18 protein-coding genes are annotated in these 17,754 nt (G+C 64.4%); 7 read left to right on the plus strand and 11 right to left on the minus strand.

Annotated elements, in window-relative coordinates; translation table 11 throughout:
• Position 1 precedes the first annotated feature (1 nt).
• The 4 genes from FHS02_RS15320 to FHS02_RS15335 all read left to right on the plus strand — a co-directional run bounded on the left by FHS02_RS15320 (position 2) and on the right by FHS02_RS15335 (position 3,574).
• Positions 2–862, plus strand: coding sequence for a GntR family transcriptional regulator (locus tag FHS02_RS15320; RefSeq protein WP_137315335.1), 861 nt, complete (start codon positions 2–4; stop codon positions 860–862).
• 222 nt (positions 863–1,084) lie between these two features.
• Positions 1,085–1,933: an outer envelope protein gene (locus FHS02_RS15325; RefSeq protein WP_137315336.1), complete on the plus strand. Its 849-nt coding sequence runs from the start codon at positions 1,085–1,087 to the stop codon at positions 1,931–1,933.
• 21 nt (positions 1,934–1,954) lie between these two features.
• Positions 1,955–3,037, plus strand: coding sequence for a BMP family ABC transporter substrate-binding protein (locus tag FHS02_RS15330; protein WP_137315337.1), 1,083 nt, complete (start codon positions 1,955–1,957; stop codon positions 3,035–3,037).
• A 51-nt stretch (positions 3,038–3,088) separates the two neighbouring features.
• Positions 3,089–3,574 (plus strand): nucleoside deaminase, encoded by a 486-nt coding sequence (locus tag FHS02_RS15335; protein ID WP_137315338.1) that lies wholly within the window; start codon positions 3,089–3,091, stop codon positions 3,572–3,574.
• A 94-nt stretch (positions 3,575–3,668) separates the two neighbouring features.
• Here the strand turns inward: FHS02_RS15335 and FHS02_RS15340 are convergent, their stop codons facing one another.
• The 4 genes from FHS02_RS15340 to FHS02_RS15355 all read right to left on the minus strand — a co-directional run bounded on the left by FHS02_RS15340 (position 3,669) and on the right by FHS02_RS15355 (position 7,623).
• Positions 3,669–5,072 (minus strand): cytochrome P450, encoded by a 1,404-nt coding sequence (locus tag FHS02_RS15340; RefSeq protein WP_137315339.1) that lies wholly within the window; start codon positions 5,070–5,072, stop codon positions 3,669–3,671.
• A 116-nt stretch (positions 5,073–5,188) separates the two neighbouring features.
• Positions 5,189–5,851 (minus strand): uracil-DNA glycosylase, encoded by a 663-nt coding sequence (locus tag FHS02_RS15345; RefSeq protein ID WP_137315340.1) that lies wholly within the window; start codon positions 5,849–5,851, stop codon positions 5,189–5,191.
• A gap of 194 nt (positions 5,852–6,045) precedes the next feature.
• Entirely contained in the window at positions 6,046–6,777 is a 732-nt protein-coding gene (locus FHS02_RS15350) for a hypothetical protein (RefSeq protein WP_137315341.1), read from the minus strand.
• Between the two features lie 99 nt (positions 6,778–6,876).
• Entirely contained in the window at positions 6,877–7,623 is a 747-nt protein-coding gene (locus FHS02_RS15355; protein ID WP_137317578.1) for a helix-turn-helix domain-containing protein, read from the minus strand.
• Between the two features lie 380 nt (positions 7,624–8,003).
• On the opposite strand from FHS02_RS15355, the gene FHS02_RS15360 reads away from it, so the two are divergent.
• The 3 genes from FHS02_RS15360 to FHS02_RS15370 are packed head-to-tail and all read left to right on the plus strand — an operon-like array spanning position 8,004 to position 12,336.
• On the plus strand, positions 8,004–9,251 hold the full coding sequence (locus tag FHS02_RS15360) for a hypothetical protein (protein ID WP_137315342.1): 1,248 nt from the start codon (positions 8,004–8,006) through the stop codon (positions 9,249–9,251).
• An 11-nt stretch (positions 9,252–9,262) separates the two neighbouring features.
• Positions 9,263–9,703, plus strand: a complete 441-nt coding sequence (locus FHS02_RS15365; protein ID WP_229422285.1) for a type 2 periplasmic-binding domain-containing protein — start codon at positions 9,263–9,265, stop codon at positions 9,701–9,703.
• Complete coding sequence (locus tag FHS02_RS15370) at positions 9,703–12,336, plus strand: bifunctional diguanylate cyclase/phosphodiesterase (protein WP_137315343.1); 2,634 nt, start codon at positions 9,703–9,705, stop codon at positions 12,334–12,336. Before FHS02_RS15365 ends, FHS02_RS15370 begins: the two co-directional genes overlap by 1 nt.
• Before the next feature lie 29 nt (positions 12,337–12,365).
• Here FHS02_RS15370 and FHS02_RS15375 read toward each other — a convergent pair whose 3' ends face one another.
• From FHS02_RS15375 to FHS02_RS15405, 7 genes are all read right to left on the minus strand, one after another.
• Entirely contained in the window at positions 12,366–13,196 is an 831-nt protein-coding gene (locus FHS02_RS15375; RefSeq protein ID WP_137315344.1) for an HTTM domain-containing protein, read from the minus strand.
• A gap of 2 nt (positions 13,197–13,198) precedes the next feature.
• Entirely contained in the window at positions 13,199–13,705 is a 507-nt protein-coding gene (locus tag FHS02_RS15380) for a hypothetical protein (RefSeq protein ID WP_137315345.1), read from the minus strand.
• A gap of 44 nt (positions 13,706–13,749) precedes the next feature.
• Positions 13,750–14,592, minus strand: a complete 843-nt coding sequence (locus FHS02_RS15385) for a hypothetical protein (protein WP_137315346.1) — start codon at positions 14,590–14,592, stop codon at positions 13,750–13,752.
• 80 nt (positions 14,593–14,672) lie between these two features.
• On the minus strand, positions 14,673–15,074 hold the full coding sequence (locus FHS02_RS15390) for a thiol-disulfide oxidoreductase DCC family protein (RefSeq protein WP_137315347.1): 402 nt from the start codon (positions 15,072–15,074) through the stop codon (positions 14,673–14,675).
• 343 nt (positions 15,075–15,417) lie between these two features.
• A complete protein-coding gene (gene lipA / locus FHS02_RS15395) occupies positions 15,418–16,407 on the minus strand; it encodes a lipoyl synthase (protein WP_137315348.1) in 990 nt (329 codons plus the stop codon).
• 21 nt (positions 16,408–16,428) lie between these two features.
• Complete coding sequence (gene lipB, locus FHS02_RS15400; protein ID WP_137315349.1) at positions 16,429–17,202, minus strand: lipoyl(octanoyl) transferase LipB; 774 nt, start codon at positions 17,200–17,202, stop codon at positions 16,429–16,431.
• Between the two features lie 95 nt (positions 17,203–17,297).
• The gene (locus FHS02_RS15405; RefSeq protein ID WP_137315350.1) at positions 17,298–17,573 is read right to left on the minus strand and encodes an HP0495 family protein; all 276 of its coding nucleotides are present in this window, start codon (positions 17,571–17,573) and stop codon (positions 17,298–17,300) included.
• Between the last annotated feature and the right edge of the window lie 181 nt (positions 17,574–17,754).

The following is a 17,754-nucleotide window of genomic DNA, read 5'->3' on the forward strand; positions in this document are numbered from 1 at the left end:
AATGACGAAGCACACCCCAGCGGAGCGCCCACCAGGCCGCCGCGCTCGTACCGCCAAACCGGCCGCCAACCCGGCGGCCGCCAATGAAGCAACCATCGAAAGCGCCATCGATGCCGCAGACACGCCCGCCGACAAGGCAGTAGGCAATACAGCAGTCAAGACAGCAGCCAAGACGGCGGCCGGCAAGCGCGGCGCCGCCGCCGTCGACCTGCGCATCTATAGCGCGGTCGTGAACGCGGTAATGAGCCACAAGCTGCCGCCCGGTACGCGGCTGGGCGAGGCCGAGTTCTGCGAACTGTATGAAGTGAGCCGCACCACGGTGCGCAAGGCGCTGCAGCGGCTGGCGCACGACCATATCGTGGTGCTGCGGCCGAACCGCGGCGCGGTGGTGGCATCGCCGTCGCCACAGGAAGCGCGCGACGTGTTTACGGCGCGCCGCGCCATCGAGCGGGCCATCGTGCCGCTGGTGATCCGCCACGTCACGCCCGCCTCGCTCGGCCGCATCCGCGCCGCGCTGGATGCCGAGGAAGCAGCGCGCCGCAGCGGCGACCGTGCGGCATGGATCCGCCTGGGCGGCGAGTTCCACCTGTTGCTGGCCGAGCTGGCCGGCAACGCGGTGCTGCAGCGCTTCATGGTGGAACTGGTATCGCGCTCGTCGCTGATCATTGCCGTCTACGAGAACCCGGGCGTACCGATGTGCGGCAACCACGAACACCACGACCTGCTGGCGCTGATCGAGCAAGGCGACGAGCATGGCGCCACCGCGATGATCGAGCATCACTTGCAGGAAATCGAGGCGCGCCTGCATTTGGGCACACCGGAACGCAAATTAAGCCTGGCCGAAGCACTGGCCGGGTGCTGAAAAATTGTATACAAAACGCTCCAAAATTGTGTGCATAATGCACCGGCAATGCACATCGGCAGCGTTGGAGCGATCCGTCTTGGTGCGGCGTGACACAGCGACGGACATTTCGTAGAGGAGACAGCGGGGTGGCCCGGTACTTGCTAAAGGTACTGTCGTGTTGCATGCAATCGATCGGCACATTGGATGCAATCCGTGACACAACACTTACAAGGACCCCGCATGAAACCCATTCGTCTTGCTGCTGCCTTCACCCTCGCCGCCACCTGCGCCTGCGCCGCCCAGGCCGCCGACTGGAGCGATACCTCGCTGAGCTACCGCTACGGCTCGAAATTCTCGGAACCGTTCAACGGCAAGGATATCGTCAAGCACGTGGTGAACTTCAGCCACGCCAGCGGCTACAAGTACGGCAGCAATTTCTTCAGTGTCGATTACCTGGTGTCGGACGAGAACGACCCGTCCGCGGTCGGCGCCCGCTCGGGCGCCCATGAAGCCTATGCGCTGTACCGCCATACCCTGGACCTGGGCAAGGTCACCGGCCGGAAGCTCGCCTTTGGCCCCGTGCGCGGCGTGGGCATCACGGCCGGCTTCGACATCAACAGCAAGACGGACGCCGGCTACAACTCGAAGAAGCGCATGCTGGTCCTTGGCCCGACGGTGATGTTCGACGTGCCGGGCTTCCTGAACGTGAGCCTGGTGGCGTTGCATGAATCCAACGCGCCGTACAACGGCTTCACGCAGACCGCCACCAACCGCTACCGCTACGACACGCACGCGGCGCTGTTCAGCTCCTGGAGCATTCCGGTGCCGAACGTGCCGCTGGAATTCGAGGGCTATGCGAACTACATCGGCGCCAAGGGCCTCAACGAGTTCGGCAGGCCGTCGGCGGTGGAGATCAACGTCGACATGAAGCTGATGTACGACGTCAGTTCCCTGCTCGGCGCCAATCCGAAGACCTTCAAGGTCGGCGTGGCCTACCAGTACTGGAAGAACAAGTTCGGTAATCCGGAGGACACGGTGCGCGGCGCCACCGCACGGACCCCGATGGTGCGTGCCGAATACCACTTCTGACCAACCTGAAAGAGGAACATCATGAATCGTCGCAAGCTGCTCGCCTTTGCATCCCTGTCCGCCGCGCTGGGCGCGGCCGCCATCGCACCGGCCCAGGCGCAGGAACCTCTGAAGGTGGGGTTCATCTATATCGGCCCGGTCGGCGATGCCGGCTGGACCTACGCGCATGAACAGGGCCGCCTGGAAATGGAGAAGGCCCTGGGCGGCAAGGTGAAGTCCACCTACGTCGAGAACGTGCCGGAAGGCGCGGACTCCGAGCGTGTGATCCGCAAGCTTGCGGCGGATGGCAACAAGCTCATTTTCACCACCTCGTTCGGCTACATGAACCCGACGGAAAAGGTGGCGAAGGCGTTTCCGAACGTGGTGTTCCAGCACGCCACCGGCTTCAAGACCACGAAGAACATGGGCGCCTACGAGGCACGCCTGTTCGAAGGCTCCTACCTGCAGGGCATCATCGCCGGCAAGATGACGAAGACCAATACCCTCGGCTTCGTGGGATCGTTCCCGGTGCCGGAAGTGATCCGCAACATCAACGCGTTCACGCTGGGCGCGCAAAGCGTGAACCCGAAGATCAAGACCCGGATCATCTGGGTCAACAGCTGGTATGACCCGGCCAAGGAACGCCAGGCGGCCGAAACGCTGATCGCCCAGGGCGCCGACGTGCTGACGCAGAACACCGATTCCCCGGCCACGCTGCAGGCGGCCCAGGAAAAGGGCAAGTACGCATTCGGCTGGGATTCGGACATGCAGCGCTTCGCACCGAAGGCGCACCTGACGGCCGCCACCAACCAGTGGGGCGGCTACTACACCGAGGTGGCGAAGGCCGTGCTGGCCGGAACATGGAAACCGGGCCACGTGCACGGCGGCCTGAAGGAAGGCATGGTGAAGATGTCGCCGCTGAACCCGGTGGTACCTGCCGACGCCGCGAAAATCTTCGACGCGAAGAAGGCGGCCTTCACGGCCGGCACGGCGGCACCGTTCACGGGACCGATCAAGGACCAGTCGGGCGCCGTCAAGGTGGCCGCCGGCGTGCAGATGCCGTGGAAGGAACTGATGTCGATGAACTTCTACGTGCAGGGCGTGGAAGGGACGATTCCGAAGTAATCACCCTGTTGCGGGGCGGGTTCGCCCGTCCCGCGTTTTTCGAGAGACCATATGACCGAAGCCACAACGCGCGACCACCAGTTCCTGACGGACGTGCTCGCGCTGGCCCAGCGCTCGCGCGACGAGGGCCATCACCCGTTCGCCGCCATCATTGCCGATGCCGAAGGCAACGTCATCGCGCAGGCGATGAACGCATCGAGCAGCGACCGCACCGCGCACGCGGAAATGAACGCGCTGCGCATCGCCTCGTCGCAGCATGCGCCGGAAAAACTCGCCGGCGCCACGATGTACACGAACGCCGAACCGTGCGCGATGTGCGCCGGCGGCACTTACTGGAGCGGCGTGGGGCGCGTGGTGTATGCGATGTCCGAAGCGACGCTGCTGTCGCTGACCGGCAGCGATCCGGAAAACCCGACGCTGTCGCTGCCGTGCCGCGAAGTATTCGCCGCCGGGCAGCGGCCCACCGAGGTCATCGGACCGCTGCGCGAAGAGGAAGCGAAGCTGTCGCACGCGGGATTCTGGCGCAAGGATCAGTAAAACAAGCCAATAGCGGTGAAGGGCCAGGTGTCTGACACTATTTTCCGGTTTTCATCGGAAAATAGTGTCAGACACCGGTTTTCCGCATCCCATGTCACGCCGCCCGCAGCCGCATCGCCAGCGGCGTGGGCCCCATCACGAAGCCCAGCACTTCCGCCGGCTCGATACGGTCGCGCGCCCGTACCTCGACGATGTCGAAGCGCCCCAGCAGCACGGCCATCGCCACCTTCAATTCCATCAGCGACAGGTAACGCCCCGGACACGTGCGCGGTCCGGCGCCGAACGGCAGCGCTACCTGCCGGTTTCCCCCTCCTCCCGGCAGCCACCGTTCGGGATCGAAGCGCTGCGGCTCGGGAAATACGCCGGCGTCGACGCTGTCGTGGCGCAGCGCACACCACAGCAGCGTACCTTTCGGCAGGTGCACGTTCATCACCGTGGTGTCGCGCAGCGCCTGCAGCGGCAGGAACGGCGCGGGCGGTTTCAGCCGCATCGCTTCGAGTGCGCAGGCCTCCAGGTAGTCGAGCGCGCCGATGCTTTCCACGGTCAGCGCAGGCGCATGCAGCCGGACTTCCCGCTGCGCGCGCGCCAGCGCTTCCGGGTTTTGCCACAACAGCCAGATCAGCCACGCCAGCGCGCTGGCCGTGGTGTCCTCGCCCGCCAGCAGCATCGTCGTGACATTGCCCGCGACGGCGCTTTCGTCCACGCCGCTGCCCGGCTGGTCGGCCGCGGCCAGCATGGCCTGCAGCATGTTGGCGGGCCGTTCGCGCAGCGTGGGATCGGCAGCCATCGCGGCGCGTGCCTCGGCGATGAAACCATCCGTGGCGTCGCGTACCGCCCGCACGCTGCGCTCCAGCCGGCGGTCCGCCGGCAGCTTGAACCAGCGCCAGTAGGCAAAGGGCAGCAGCGAACGGCGCGCGACACCGGCCATGACGGTTTCCACGTGCTCCTGGATCGCATCGCCGCCGCTGTCGAGCGTATTGATGTCGGCGCCGAACGCCAGCCCGGCAACCACGTCCACCGTATAGCGTTTCAGGTCGCCGGACAGGTCGATTTCCCGTTCGCCGGCCGCCCTCCACCGGTGCTCCAGGCGCTGCGCCACCTGCGCCATGCGCTCGAAATAGGCCCTGATCGCGGTGGGCGAAAACGCGCTCATCACCATGCGGCGCTGGTTGCGCCAGGCATCGCCCTCGGCAATGAAGACGCCCACCTGCCCGCCCAGTTCGGCCGACACCTCGGCGGTGATGACGGGGCGCCGGAAGCCGTCCGGCCGGTCGCGCAGCACGGCGGCAATGGCATCGCTGTCGGCCAATACCACCGTTTCATATCGGCCAAGCCGCGCGCGGAATATCGGCCCATAGCGGCGGCACCACCGTTCCATCGCCAGGTGCACGGTGGATGGTTTCATTTGCAGCGCATTGCCCAGCAGCGGCAGGCCGGGCGGCGCCGGCAGGTCGGCAATGGTGCGTGGGGCGGGTGCCTTCAGGGCGGCAGTGCTCATGCGGACTCCGTTTGACTCGATGTGGTGCCAGTGTGCCTCGCCGCACGGCAATTGTCTTGAACGTTTGCGACATGGGCAGGGCACCGGTCGGACGACATGATCAGCAGGTGCCGCCCTCACCCCCAGGCAATCGGTTCCTTCCCCGCCGCCCTCAGGTACTCGTTCGCCTTTGAAAACGGCCTGCTGCCGAAGAACCCTTTGTGCGCCGAGAACGGCGAAGGGTGCGGCGACGTGATGACGAGGTGCTTCTTCGTGTCGATCAGCGCCTTCTTGGCGATCGCGTAACTGCCCCACAGGATGAACACCAGCTGTTCGCGTTCCTCGGACAGCATGCGGATCGCCGTGTCCGTGAACGTCTCCCAGCCCTTGCCGGCATGCGAACCGGCGGCGCGGGCGCGCACGGTCAGCACGGCGTTCAGCAGGAACACGCCCTGCTCCGCCCAGTCGGACAGGTCGGTGCGGGTACGCCGCACACCCAGGTCGCTTTCCAGCTCCTGGAAAATGTTCTGCAGGCTGGGTTGCGGGCGGTTGCCATCGGGGACGGAAAAACAGAAGCCCATCGCGGCGCCGGGCGTGTGGTATGGATCCTGCCCGAGGATCACGACCTTGACCTTGTCGAACGGCGTCAGGTCGAAGGCCCGGAAGATATCCTTGCCCGGCGGGCAGCAGTGGCCGGCTTGGTATTCGGCGCGCACGAAACCCGTGAGCTCGGTCCAGTAAGGTTTGTCGAACTCGGCGTGCAGGTGCTGCTTCCAGGAGGGTTCGATGCGTACGGTCATGGTCGGGTCCGTTGATGAAAACGGCGGCAAGTGCCGAGGCACCCAGTGAAGCGCCGCCGTCCGTACAGACAGTCATCGATGAGCCAGCGTCGCGCAGGTCGACCGCGGTGGATCGCAGCTCGGCTGTGTGCAGCGGAGCCCCGATTATACGGGCGCCTGTCGAAACGTCCAGGCGGCGCCCGAAGCGTGCGGCCTCAGGTTCCGGAACCGGGCTCGATCGACTTCACGACCTTGCCCTGCTCGTCCAGCATCTGGATCTGCGCCTTGCCGTCGGCGCTGACCAGCAGCAGCATCCGGGTGCGGCCCCTGGCATCCTTCAACTGCAGGGACGAGCCTTTATCGCCGGTATTGCCGAGCCAGATGCGGTTCACGCTCAGGCGCCCCTCGTCCTTCAGCTTCTGCCAGTAGGCGCGCCGTTCGGCTTCGGGCAACTTGCGCGCATCCTCGCCGAAGCGCGTCACGTCCTCCATCGAGGTGACCTTATAATGCGGTACGTCATTGATGCCGAAGGCTGTCATCTGGTGGCTGGCGCTATCGGTATTGATCAGCTGTAGTGCCTGGTCCTGGCGGAAGCGGTCGAACGTCAGCGACAGGCCGGACGACACCTTGCCGTCGGCAGCGATGCTGCCTTTCTGGATCAGGCCGCCGTTTTCCGTGCCCTCCTCGTTGATGAACAACATGCCGGCGAACGCGCGGCGGTCCGGGCGCTCGCGTTCCTTGCCCTGCTGGAAATCACCGGGAAACTGGGCCTTGTTGGAAATGACGATGCGCCGGGTGCCGTCCGGCTCGACGATATTGATGCGGCCCACGGTAATTTCATCGAACGTTTCCTTGCGTTCGGTCTTGGCGCCCGTCAGCGCGGCTACGGCGGCCAGGGCGGCGGCCATGGCGGTGGCGCCGCTGAGGAAGGTACGGATCTGCGACATGCGGGTCTCCTTTCTGGTTGATTAATGAAGCTGCTTAATGAAGCTGCTTAATGAAGCTGCTTAATGAAGCTGCTTAGTGAAGCTGCTTAGTGAAGCTGATTACCGAAGCCTGGTGCGGATACGGCGCAGGCGCCATTCGATGAAGACGCCGGCGAAGCCGCTGGCAAAGACGATCGCGCCAAGGAACTGGAGGATGCGGTTGCCGAAGGCCTGCACGTGCTGGGTCTTGAGCAGGTCGAAGCGGCGATAGCCATTGCGCTCCGGCTGCCGGAAAGAGTTCCCGCGGTAGGCGGGCAACTCCACGGTCACGGGCCTGACCCGGTTGGCCTTGAAATCAGCCAGCTGGCTGGCGAACTGCTCATGCGTAATCACCCTGGCCATCTGCCGCAGGCTGAGGATTTCATCCTGCTTCTCGAAAATGGTTTCCGGTTCCCCGGCCAGGATGACCCCGAGCGAAACGTAGCGATACACCTTGTTTGAAAAGAAAATGCCATCGTTCGCGGCCAGCATCATGGCAAAGCCGAGGATCCATGCCGCCGCGGAGCCGTACACCCAGCGCCTGTAGCGATGCACCTGCACCGCCACGGCGTGCCTGTTCAACTGGTCGACCGCCGGGATATGGCGCAGGGTCGTGGCCAGGACGTCCTTGTCCACGTCTTGCAGGAATGTCGCCGTGTCCATGCCGATCCCGGCAAGGATGCTTGTCAACATCTCCGCGGAAGGCACCGATTTGTCGTTTTCCAGCTTGGAGAGATAGGACTGTTCGATGCCGAGCTGTTCCGCGAACTGCGGTTGGGTGAGGCCGCGCTGGGTGCGGATCTGCTTGAGTTTCTCGCCGAAATTCATCACATCGTTTCCTGTATGTCATCGAATAGCCGTATTCTTCGGCATTCATGCGGGACTTGGAAGCTGAATAGTGATGAATTAACAAGAATTTCAAAGAAACTCAGCGCGCCGAGCGGATGGCGCGGGGGTGGCTGCAGAGCCATCACCGGCTTTGACTGTTGTATGCAAGCCTTGTATTCCGGCTTTCTGTTAGTTCCACACGGAAACTTATCGACTTGCGAACTGCAATCCACTACAGTCGCAGTTCGCGCGGTCCCCCGATCCCGTACCGCCACCCATTGCCGAACTACCCGCAGCACGCTTGGCTGCCCCTGCTCCCTTTTTGCTAAAACAGTAGAACTTTGCCATTGCGCGCATCCCTGCGCCTGGCCCAGGAAAACATGTCATCTGATCTTCGCGTTTCATTCCAGCGCAGAGCCGGTTGCATTGCGGCGCTCGCCCTCGCGTGCGCGCACGGCGGTGCGCACGCACAGGCCAGGTGGACGTTCGGCGGCTTCGGCACGCTGGCGGCCGTCCACTCGACGGAAAAGCAGGCCGACTATACGGCCAGCCCGATTTACCGTGGCCAGGCCGGCCATGGCAAGGAATGGGCATTCGACGTCGACAGCCGGCTCGGCGCGCAGCTCGGCGTCCAGTTCGACAAGCGGTGGTCGGCCGTGGTGCAGGTGGTGCACGAAAAAGGCGTCGGGCACGCCTACGAACCGCATCTCGAGTGGGCGAACGTGAAGTTCCAGGTCACGCCGGAGCTGTCGATCCGGGCCGGCCGTATCGCGCTGCCGCTGTTCCTGGCCGCGGACTACCGCAAGGCGAGCTACGCGCTGCCATGGCTGCGTACCCCGGTCGAGTTGTACAACCTGATGCCGATATCGAGCAACGACGGCGTCGATGCGACCTACCGCTGGAATGCATGGGGTGCCAAGCATGAAACCCAGGTCACGGTCGGCGTCGCGGACGTGCAGATCACACCCGACATCCGCGGCAAGTCCCGCAACGCCTATGCCGTCACGCACAATGCGACGATGGGCGCGCTGACGATGCGTGCCACCGCCGCCTCGACGACGATGGACATCGCCGGCGCCGAACCGTTTTTCGACGCCTTCCGCAGCTTCGGGCCAACCGGGCAGGCCCTGGCGGACCGCTACGACATCGCCTCGCGCAAGATCCGCATCTTCAACGCGGGCTTCAGCTACGATCCGGGCAACTGGTTCCTGATGGGCGAGATCGGCCGCGTCAATACCCGCTCGATGCTGGGCGACCAGACCGCGGGCTACCTGAGCGCGGGATACCGCTTCGGCACGGTGGCACCGTATGCCACGCTTGCCCGGGTCGACGCCAACATGGCGACGCACGTCGAGGGGCTGCCCACCGCGGGCCTGCCGCCCGCCGTCGCCGGGCTGACCACGCTGCTGAACGACGAGCTGAACGCCCAGCTGCGCTCGATCGGCATCCAGGACACCGCCAGTATCGGCATGCGCTGGGACGTTGCGCCCGATTACGCGGTGAAGGCGCAGTTCGACCGCGTGCGCCCGCGCGGCGGGTCGACCGGCACGCTGACCAATGTGCAGCCGGGCTTCCGCTCCGGCCAGGCGTTCGGCGTCGTCAGCGCCGGCGTGGATTTCGTTTTCTGAACGGGGCCGGCATGCTGAAGCGCAAACTCCCTTTGCCAGGACTCTGTTGTGCACTGGCGGCCATGCTGGTCTTCGGCAGTGCCGGCGCCGCCGACCTGGTGGTCATTGTCTCGGCCCGGGCGCCGGTGCCGGCCCTGCGTGCCGAGCAGGTCGCCGATATCTTCCTTTCCGAGTCGCACCGCTTTCCGGACGGGAGCGAAGCGACGCCGGTCGACCAGCAGATCGGCACGGCGCCGCGCGATGAATTCTATGAAAAGGTGGTCCGGCGCTCCCCTGCGCTCCTGCGGGCTTACTGGACCAAGATGATCTTCACCGGCCGCGGCCAGCCGCCCCGTGAAGCGTCCGGCAATGCGGGGGTGAAGAAACTGGTTGCCGAGAACCCCGGCATGATCGGCTACATCGATCGCTCGGCGCTCGATCCGACCGTGCGTGCGGTGCTGACGGTGCACTGATGGCAGCCGGGCGCCCCGCACCCCGCAAGATGCGATGGCTCCGGCTTGGTCTGGAGACCTATGTCTCGCTGCCGCTGTTCACGCTCGTCCTGCTGGGCGTGATCTGGACCGCGACCCTGCATTTCATCCGCAACGAGCGGACGGCCGCGCAGGAGGCGGCACGCGACTCCGTCAACGAGCTGCTCGACACGTACGAAGCGCAGATGGCGCGCAACCTGAACGGCATCGACCAGACGCTGAAACTGATCAAATATGCTTCCGAGCGCAAGGGCGCAACCGCCGCGCTGCCGGAACTGGCGCAGGAAGGCCTGCTGCCGCCGGCCCTGGTGTTCGCCGTCAGCATCGCCGATGCATCCGGCCGCATCGTTGCCAGCAACCCCGCGTCGCCCGAACAGACGGTGGCCGGCCAGGGATATTTCGAGTATCACCGGCAGCGCGATACCGGTCAGGCCTACGTGGCCGAAACGCAGCGCGATACTGCCCGCAACGACTGGCACATCCACTTCACGCGCCGCCTGAACGGCCCGGACGGGCAGTTTGCCGGCGTGGCGATCCTGGAAGTGGATCCATCGTATTTCACCAGCGGCTACGAGCGTTCGCGCCAGGGCGACCATGGCCTGCTGGCCATCGCCGGCACGGACGGCGTGGTGCGCACCGCACGGATCGGCGAGCGTACCTCGTGGGGACAGCTTCTCGACCTGGCGGCGTTGCAGCAGGCATCCGGGCTGCCGCGAACCACCCTGCTCGACGGCGTGCACCGCTACACCGCCATGCGCACGCTGCGCACGTATGGCCTGGCGGTCGTGGTCGGCCTGGCCGAGGCCGAGCAGATGGCGGCCTTCGACGCAAGGCGCGTGACCCACCTGTGGGAAGCCGGGACGGCATCGGCAGTGCTGCTCATCCTGGTCGCGCTGGTGTGGATATGGTCATGGCAGGGGGCGAAAGCCCGCCGCCGCGTGCGCCGTGCGCAGGAAACCTACGCCGCCGCGTCGGAAGCGAACCTCGACGCCTTCTTTGTCCTGCGCGCCGTGTACGACAAGGACCAGCGGATCACCGACTTCCGCATCGTCTCGACCAATACCCGTGCCGAGCTGATGACGGCGCGCAGCAAGGAACAGATGCGCAACAGCACGCTGCTGCAATGGCTGCCGCGCGCGCGCGAAACCGGCATGTTCGATACGCTTTGCCGCATCGCGGCCAAGGGCGGCGTGCACCAGGAAGAGTGGCACAACGACATGCCCGAGTTCAGGGCCGAATGGCTGCACTGGCAAGTGGTGGGCGTGGAACGCGGCGCGGTGGCGATCCTGCGCGACATCACCGAAAGCAAGCGCGATGCGGAACGCATCTTCCACATGGCGCAGCACGACGCGCTGACCGGGCTGCCGAACCGCAACCTGATCGGCGACCGCATCGAGCAGTCGATCCTGCATGCGGAACGCGAGCGGCAGGAAGTGATGGTGGCGTTCGTGGACCTGGACAGCTTCAAGCTCGTCAACGACACGCTGGGCCACACGGCCGGCGACGAACTGCTCAAGACAGTGGCCAGCCGCATGGTCGACTGCGTGCGCAAGAGCGACACCGTGGGCCGCTTCGGCGGCGACGAGTTCGTGCTGGTGCTGCCGCAGTCCGATGCGGACGATACCGACCGCGCGGTGCTGCTGGAAAAGATCCTCGCCGCCGTGGTGCGGCCGGTCGTGCTGGACGGGCAGGAAGTGCAGGTCAGCTGCTCGATCGGCGCGGCCATCTATCCGCGCGACGGCGGCAACCGCGATACGCTGATGATGAATGCCGATGCCGCCATGTACCGTGCCAAGGAAATGGGCAAGAACAACTGCCAGTTCTATGCGCACGAGATGAACGCATCGCTGGAGGAAAAGCTGGCCCTGATGGAAGGGCTGCGCCGCGCCGTCGACGAGAACCAGCTGCGCCTGCTGTACCAGCCGAAGGTGGACCTGGCGACGGGACGCGTGTTCGGCGTCGAGGCGCTGGTGCGCTGGCAGCATCCGGAACGGGGCATGGTGCGCCCGGACGTGTTCATTCCGCTGGCCGAAGAGAGCGGCATGATCGTCGCGATCGGCGAATGGGTGCTGCGCGAAGCCTGCCGCCAGGCGCGGCGCTGGCAGGACGCCGGGCTGCCGCCGATCGGCATGTCGGTCAACGTGTCGCCGCGCCAGTTCGACGACCCGCGCCTGGTGAAGCGGGTGGCAGCCGCCCTGGCCGAAGCGGGCCTCGATGCACGGTGGCTGGAACTGGAGGTGACGGAAAGCCTGATCATGCGCGACGTGCAGCAGGCCGTCGACAAGATGCGCGAACTGGAAACGATGAACATCGCGCTGTCGATCGACGACTTCGGCACCGGTTACTCGAGCCTCGCGGCATTGAAGTCGTTCCCCATCAGCCGCCTGAAGATCGACAAGTCGTTCGTGCGCGACCTGGCGCACAGCGCGGACGACCAGGCGATCGCGCGGGCCATCATCTCGCTGTCGCACCAGTTGCAGATGCGGGTGATCGCCGAAGGGGTGGAAACCGAGCAGCAGCGCGATTTCCTGGTGCAGTACGGCTGCGACGAGATGCAGGGTTACCTGTTCAGCAAGCCGGTACCGCCGGAGGAGATCGAGGCCATGCTGGCGTAGGCCGGCGTGGCTGCCCGGGCAGGCGTGTCTCAGCCGTGCAGGGCGTGATTCAGATAGATCACGGCGGGATAGGTGGCGACGAAGGAGAAGACGAAGCTGTTGAGCCCCATGAGGAAGGCATTCGCCACGTGAAAAGCCGCGCCGAGGAACAGCAGGAGCGACATCACTTGCTGGTCCGCCCCGAGCACCAGGACAAACAGGCACTGGAAAGCGATCACGCTCCACGACACGGCCATTCCGGCGCCAGGATAGGCACGAAACAGGTGCCCGGCGAACTTGCGGCCATAGATCTGCGTGCTGAACACGCCAGCCAGGGCGGTACCTCTTCGCCACTCGGGACCGGACAGCTTGGCCAGCCCTGACACGAGATACGACGACACCGACTGAAGGCCCACGTAGAACAGGCAGGCATTGCGTGCGAACGAGTCCGCCGGGCTTGCGTAGAAAAGTGTCGCGGCAAGGAATATCACGATATTCATGTGGTCCGACCCGTCCATGCCATAGCTGGTTCGCGCCTTGAGGATCAGCAGCGTGAACAGGACGGTGCCACACAGGATGGCGGTCGGCACAGGACTGGCCGGGCCCAGGGCGAGCGAGCATCCGAGCAATCCTGCCGCGATCAGCTTGACCGACAGGATGTAGTGGAAGTCGACGGATGAGAAAAACCGGTTCGTCAACCATGAGAACCATCGCGGGACGCCGCTTCCGCCGGCATAGCGCAGGACCGACCAGCTCAGCAGTCCGGTCTCGCTGAAGACGTCGCGCCGGTGCAGCTCTTCGGCCGCGGAAATACAGATGCCGGCCACCGCGATGAGCACCACCAGGCCCATGGCGTCTTCAGCGGAGGTGAGCGGCAGCATGCTCATAGCCGGTGCAGCTCCGAGCAGAACAGGACCTGGCAGGGCTCGTCGAGATACTTCTTCATCACGAGAAATTGCGTTTCCCGGGAGTCGGCAATTCTCGGCAGTGCCGCGAGATGACTGATGATGAGCAGGTACGCGGTCGTCAGTTTGAACAGTTGCGGGTCCGTCTCGTTCAAGGGGTAAGGCAGGCTCGTGATCAAGTCATGCAGGGCCTTGCGAAGCCTTCTGTCCGGGTTCCAGATAAAGGTGTACCAATCCCTGTCGTGGTCCATGGCATGCAGGATCAGCCAGGGTGTCAGCGATCCATCGGCACATCGGTCGCGATACAGCAGATAGAGATTGAACGTGCCGGGGTTGGGCGCGAAGAATTTCCACTTGGGCACGAGCGCCAGCGCCTCGAGACGAGCAAGTGGCCGGCCATGCAGGCCGATATTGTGCGCCAGCGTCGCCAGCAGCAAACCTGCGAGCGCCGCCGTGACCAGGCAATCCCATGCGGTAATGCTCATCCCGCCTCCCGGACTCCACCGTCTCGCATCGGAAAACCCGTCCGTCAGAATCCGTACTGCTCGAAAACCTCCCGGCGCACCGCCAGCAGTTCGCTGGCCGAAGAGAGCGGCCCGAGCTGGCGAAGCTGGTCTGCCGTCAGCGAGATTTTTCCCAGTTGCCTCTCGAGTTCCGCGCACCCGCCGGCGCAGGTGACCAGCGCGATCACGATCGCGGCGATGCCGACGCACGCCACGGGACACATGGTGGCATGCCCGATATTCGATTCCCAGGACTCCGGCGGCACCAGCGCAAGCGCTTCCCGCTCGATCTCCGAAAGCTCCGGTGGCACCTTCACGATCAGGGTTTCATAGCCCTGCCGCTCGAACGGCTTGCTGTACTCGAGCAGGGCGAAGCTTTCGTTTCTCAGGGAGCCGCCGTTGTAGGCGAACCCGACGGCGCCATATTCGATCCCGTCCGGCAGGGCCAGGCGGGAGATCAACTGCTTGGCGCCATAGACCAGATCAAAATACATCGTCGTCGCGAAGAGTTTTTCGAATCCCTCCTTCAGCGGCACGACGGGCCGGCGTTCGAACTGATCGGCAAAGCCGGCGCTGATACGCTCCAGTGCCGCTTCGTCCCCGGTCGCATAAGCTCGTTCGAGTGCCGGAATCAGGTCGGAACATTGCCTGCCCCAGAAAAGCATGACGGAGCCCTGGATCGGCTTGAGCCAGTAACTTTTCTTCGACAAGGTCAAGTCACGCGAAGCGGTGACGATGGCACCCGGCTGGGTCTTTCGCAGGACGCGGCGCTGTTCGTCCGCCCGCATTGCCGCCAGTTGCCTTGCCAGCTCCGGCTTGTCGTATTCGCTGCGGATCAATTCGATCTTGCTCTTTTTTTGTTTGGCCACGATGAATCTCCTTGCGCCCCGAAAGGCCAAAAGTCGATCGACAACGAAAGCTGCAAATCAAAGACCCGGCAGCATCCAATCTAAGGCAGGAAACGTTCGCGCAATTGTTGGCCCAATTCTTCCGGCGGTAACGTGCAGTGATCGCGTTTGCCGAACAGGGCGTATCGGCGCCGGGCAAACTGCCTGTAGCAAAAATCGCGCACCTTCCTCGGCACTATCCGGAGCACCGAAGCCATGGCCCACATACCGCCAAGGCGTGAAACGATGGCCAGGACCGCGTCCGAATTCAACAGCCGGCGATCGCCGTCGACCAGGATGATGGACTCCACGTCATCGGGGTCCATGCCGGCCGCACGAACGATCGGCGATCCGGTGATGGAATGGGTCGTCGCGAAATTGAACAGACCAGCTTTGTCGCGTTTCGCTACGAAACGAACCCATCCGTTACAGAAGTTGCAGTGGCCGTCAAAGATGATGAGCATGGTTGGTTTGAAGGGCGCGCCACTGGGCGGAACAGGACTTTCCGGAGGCTGCCAATCGGCTCGCGAATGGACATTTCGATCATCAGCTTAGTGAGCATCCGGCTAAACAACAATGCCGGCACCGATATTTCCATTGCCGAGTAGCGCCTCAACCACACGGGCTGTGGGAGCGCCGGAGAAGCAGCATGAAGGGAGGGGAATTGGAGGACGGAAGGCGGGATCGACCGGTTCGGGAAGGCCGGTTCACCGAACCGATCGATACGCCATGAATTTCCGTCTTTGGGCGGGGCCCGGACTGAAGGTCGGTGGCTGTCTCACCAACCTCCGATTTATCGCATTAACTTTAACCGTTGACCGCTTCCAGCAGGTTATGCGCCTGCACATCCGCATGGTACGAGCTGCGCACCATGGCGCCCACGGCGGCGTGGCCGAAGCCCATCTTGTAGGCTTCTTCCTCGAACATCTTGAACACGTCCGGGTGCACGTAGCGGCGCACCGGCAGGTGGCTGTTCGACGGCGCCAGGTACTGGCCGATCGTCAGCATGTCGATGTCGTGCTCGCGCATGTCGCGCATCACCTGCAGGATTTCCTCGTCCGTTTCGCCCAGGCCGACCATCAGGCCGGACTTGGTCTTGACGTGCGGGTAGCGTGCCTTGAAGTCCTTCAGCAGCTTCAGCGAGTGCAGGTAGTCGGCGCCGGGGCGGGCTTCCTTGTACAGGCGCGGCACCGTTTCCAGGTTGTGGTTCATCACGTCCGGCAGGCCGCCGGCGAAGATGTCCAGCGCCTTGTCGAGGCGGCCGCGGAAGTCCGGCACCAGCACTTCGATCTGGGTTTTCGGCGACAGCGCCTTGGTCTTCGTGATGCACTCGACGAAGTGGCCGGCACCGCCGTCGCGCAGGTCGTCGCGGTCCACCGACGTGATCACCACGTAGGACAGGCGCAGCTTGGCGATCGTGTTGGCCAGGTTGCCCGGCTCGTCCACGTCCAGCGGGTCGGGGCGGCCGTGGCCCACGTCGCAGAACGGGCAGCGGCGCGTGCACTTGTCGCCCATGATCATGAAGGTGGCCGTGCCCTTGCCGAAGCACTCGCCGATGTTCGGGCAGGACGCTTCCTCGCACACCGTCACCAGCTTGTTCTCGCGCAGGATGTCCTTGATCTCGTAGAAGCGGCTGGAAGCCGATGCCGCCTTGACGCGGATCCACTCCGGCTTCTTCAGGCGCTCCACCTGCTCGATCGGCACGATCTTGATCGGGATGCGCGACGTCTTGCTGGCGCCTTTCTGCTTTTCGCTCGGGTTGTAAGCGGGGGCGGCGGTCGTGGTTTCGGTCGTCATAAGGTTCTCTAGTTGATACGTTCAGGCGGCGGCGGAGAGGCTGGACGGCGCGGTGTCCTGCGCAACGTCGAGCTGGCGCACCAGTTCATCGGCCAGCGCCAGCTGCACGGCGGCCAGTGGTACGTCGACACCCATCGAACGCATGTCGATGGTTTCCAGGCCGGCGTAGCCGCAGGGGTTGATCCAGGTGAACGGCGCCAGGTCCATGGCCACGTTCAGAGATACGCCGTGGTAGGTGCAGCCGTTGCCCCGGACTTTCAATCCGAGCGCGGCGATTTTCGCGCCGCGCTTCGGGCCGTCGGCGATGTAGATGCCGGGCGCGCCTTCGACGCGTTCGCCGGCCAGGCCATGGGCGGCGAGCACGTTGATGATCGCCGCCTCGATGCGGTGCACGAACTGCCGGGCATACAGCTTGCCGCCCGGCTTGTTGCGGCGCAGGTCCATCAGCAGGTAGATGACGACCTGGCCGGGGCCGTGGAACGTCACTTCGCCGCCACGGTCCGTCTGCACCACGGGAATCCGCGCGGCACCGCCCAGCAGGTGGCCCCGGTCGGCGCCCAGGCCCAGCGTGTAGACGGGCGGGTGCTCGACGATCCACAGCTCGTCGGGCGTATCGGGCGTGCGCGCGTCCGTGAACGCGCGCATCGCGGCGAACGTGGGTTCGTAGTCGGCGTGGCCAAGGTGGCGAATGACGGCCGGTCCGGGTTGTGCCGGCCCGGGTTCTACCGGCCGGGGTTCTACCGGTTCTGGTCGTGCCGCTTCAAGGCGTGCCGCTTCAAGGAGTGTCTCGGACATGGCGGGGCTGCGGGTGGCTACAGGAGTCAAAGCCCTGCCATTATACGCCTGGGACCTTGCGCTTGCTCAAAGACCGGGCAGTTGCGCTGTTGCAATTACAGTACGATCTTGACCATCGGGTGGCCGGACAGTTCGGAATACAGCGCGTCGAGCTGTTCGCGGCTGGTGGCCCGCACGGTCACGGTCAGGCCCGTGTACTTGCCGCCGGACGACGGACGCGTTTCGACCTTGCCTTCATGGAAAGTCGGATCGTGCTTCGTGATGACTTCGATGATCGTGACGGTGAAGGCATCGTGGGTGGGGCCCATCACCTTGATCGGGAAGTCGCTCGGGTATTCGATGAGGGACTCTTTCGGAGGGAGCGCAGCCATATTATTTCCAATCGACGGTGAGACAAAACAGCGGATGAGTGAGCGGCGCGCATCGCGATGCGCCGCCGCGCCAATCCTCTATTTTATCCAAACGCACCGGGACCGGGGCGCGGCAAAAAAAAGGCCAGCCCTGAGGCTGGCCGAAAAACTATTCTGGGCTGAAAAACTGCGCTCGGAATAG

The sequence above is a fragment of the Pseudoduganella umbonata genome, assembly GCF_014192225.1.
In the GTDB taxonomy this organism is placed as follows: Bacteria; Pseudomonadota; Gammaproteobacteria; order Burkholderiales; family Burkholderiaceae_D; genus Rugamonas; species Rugamonas umbonata.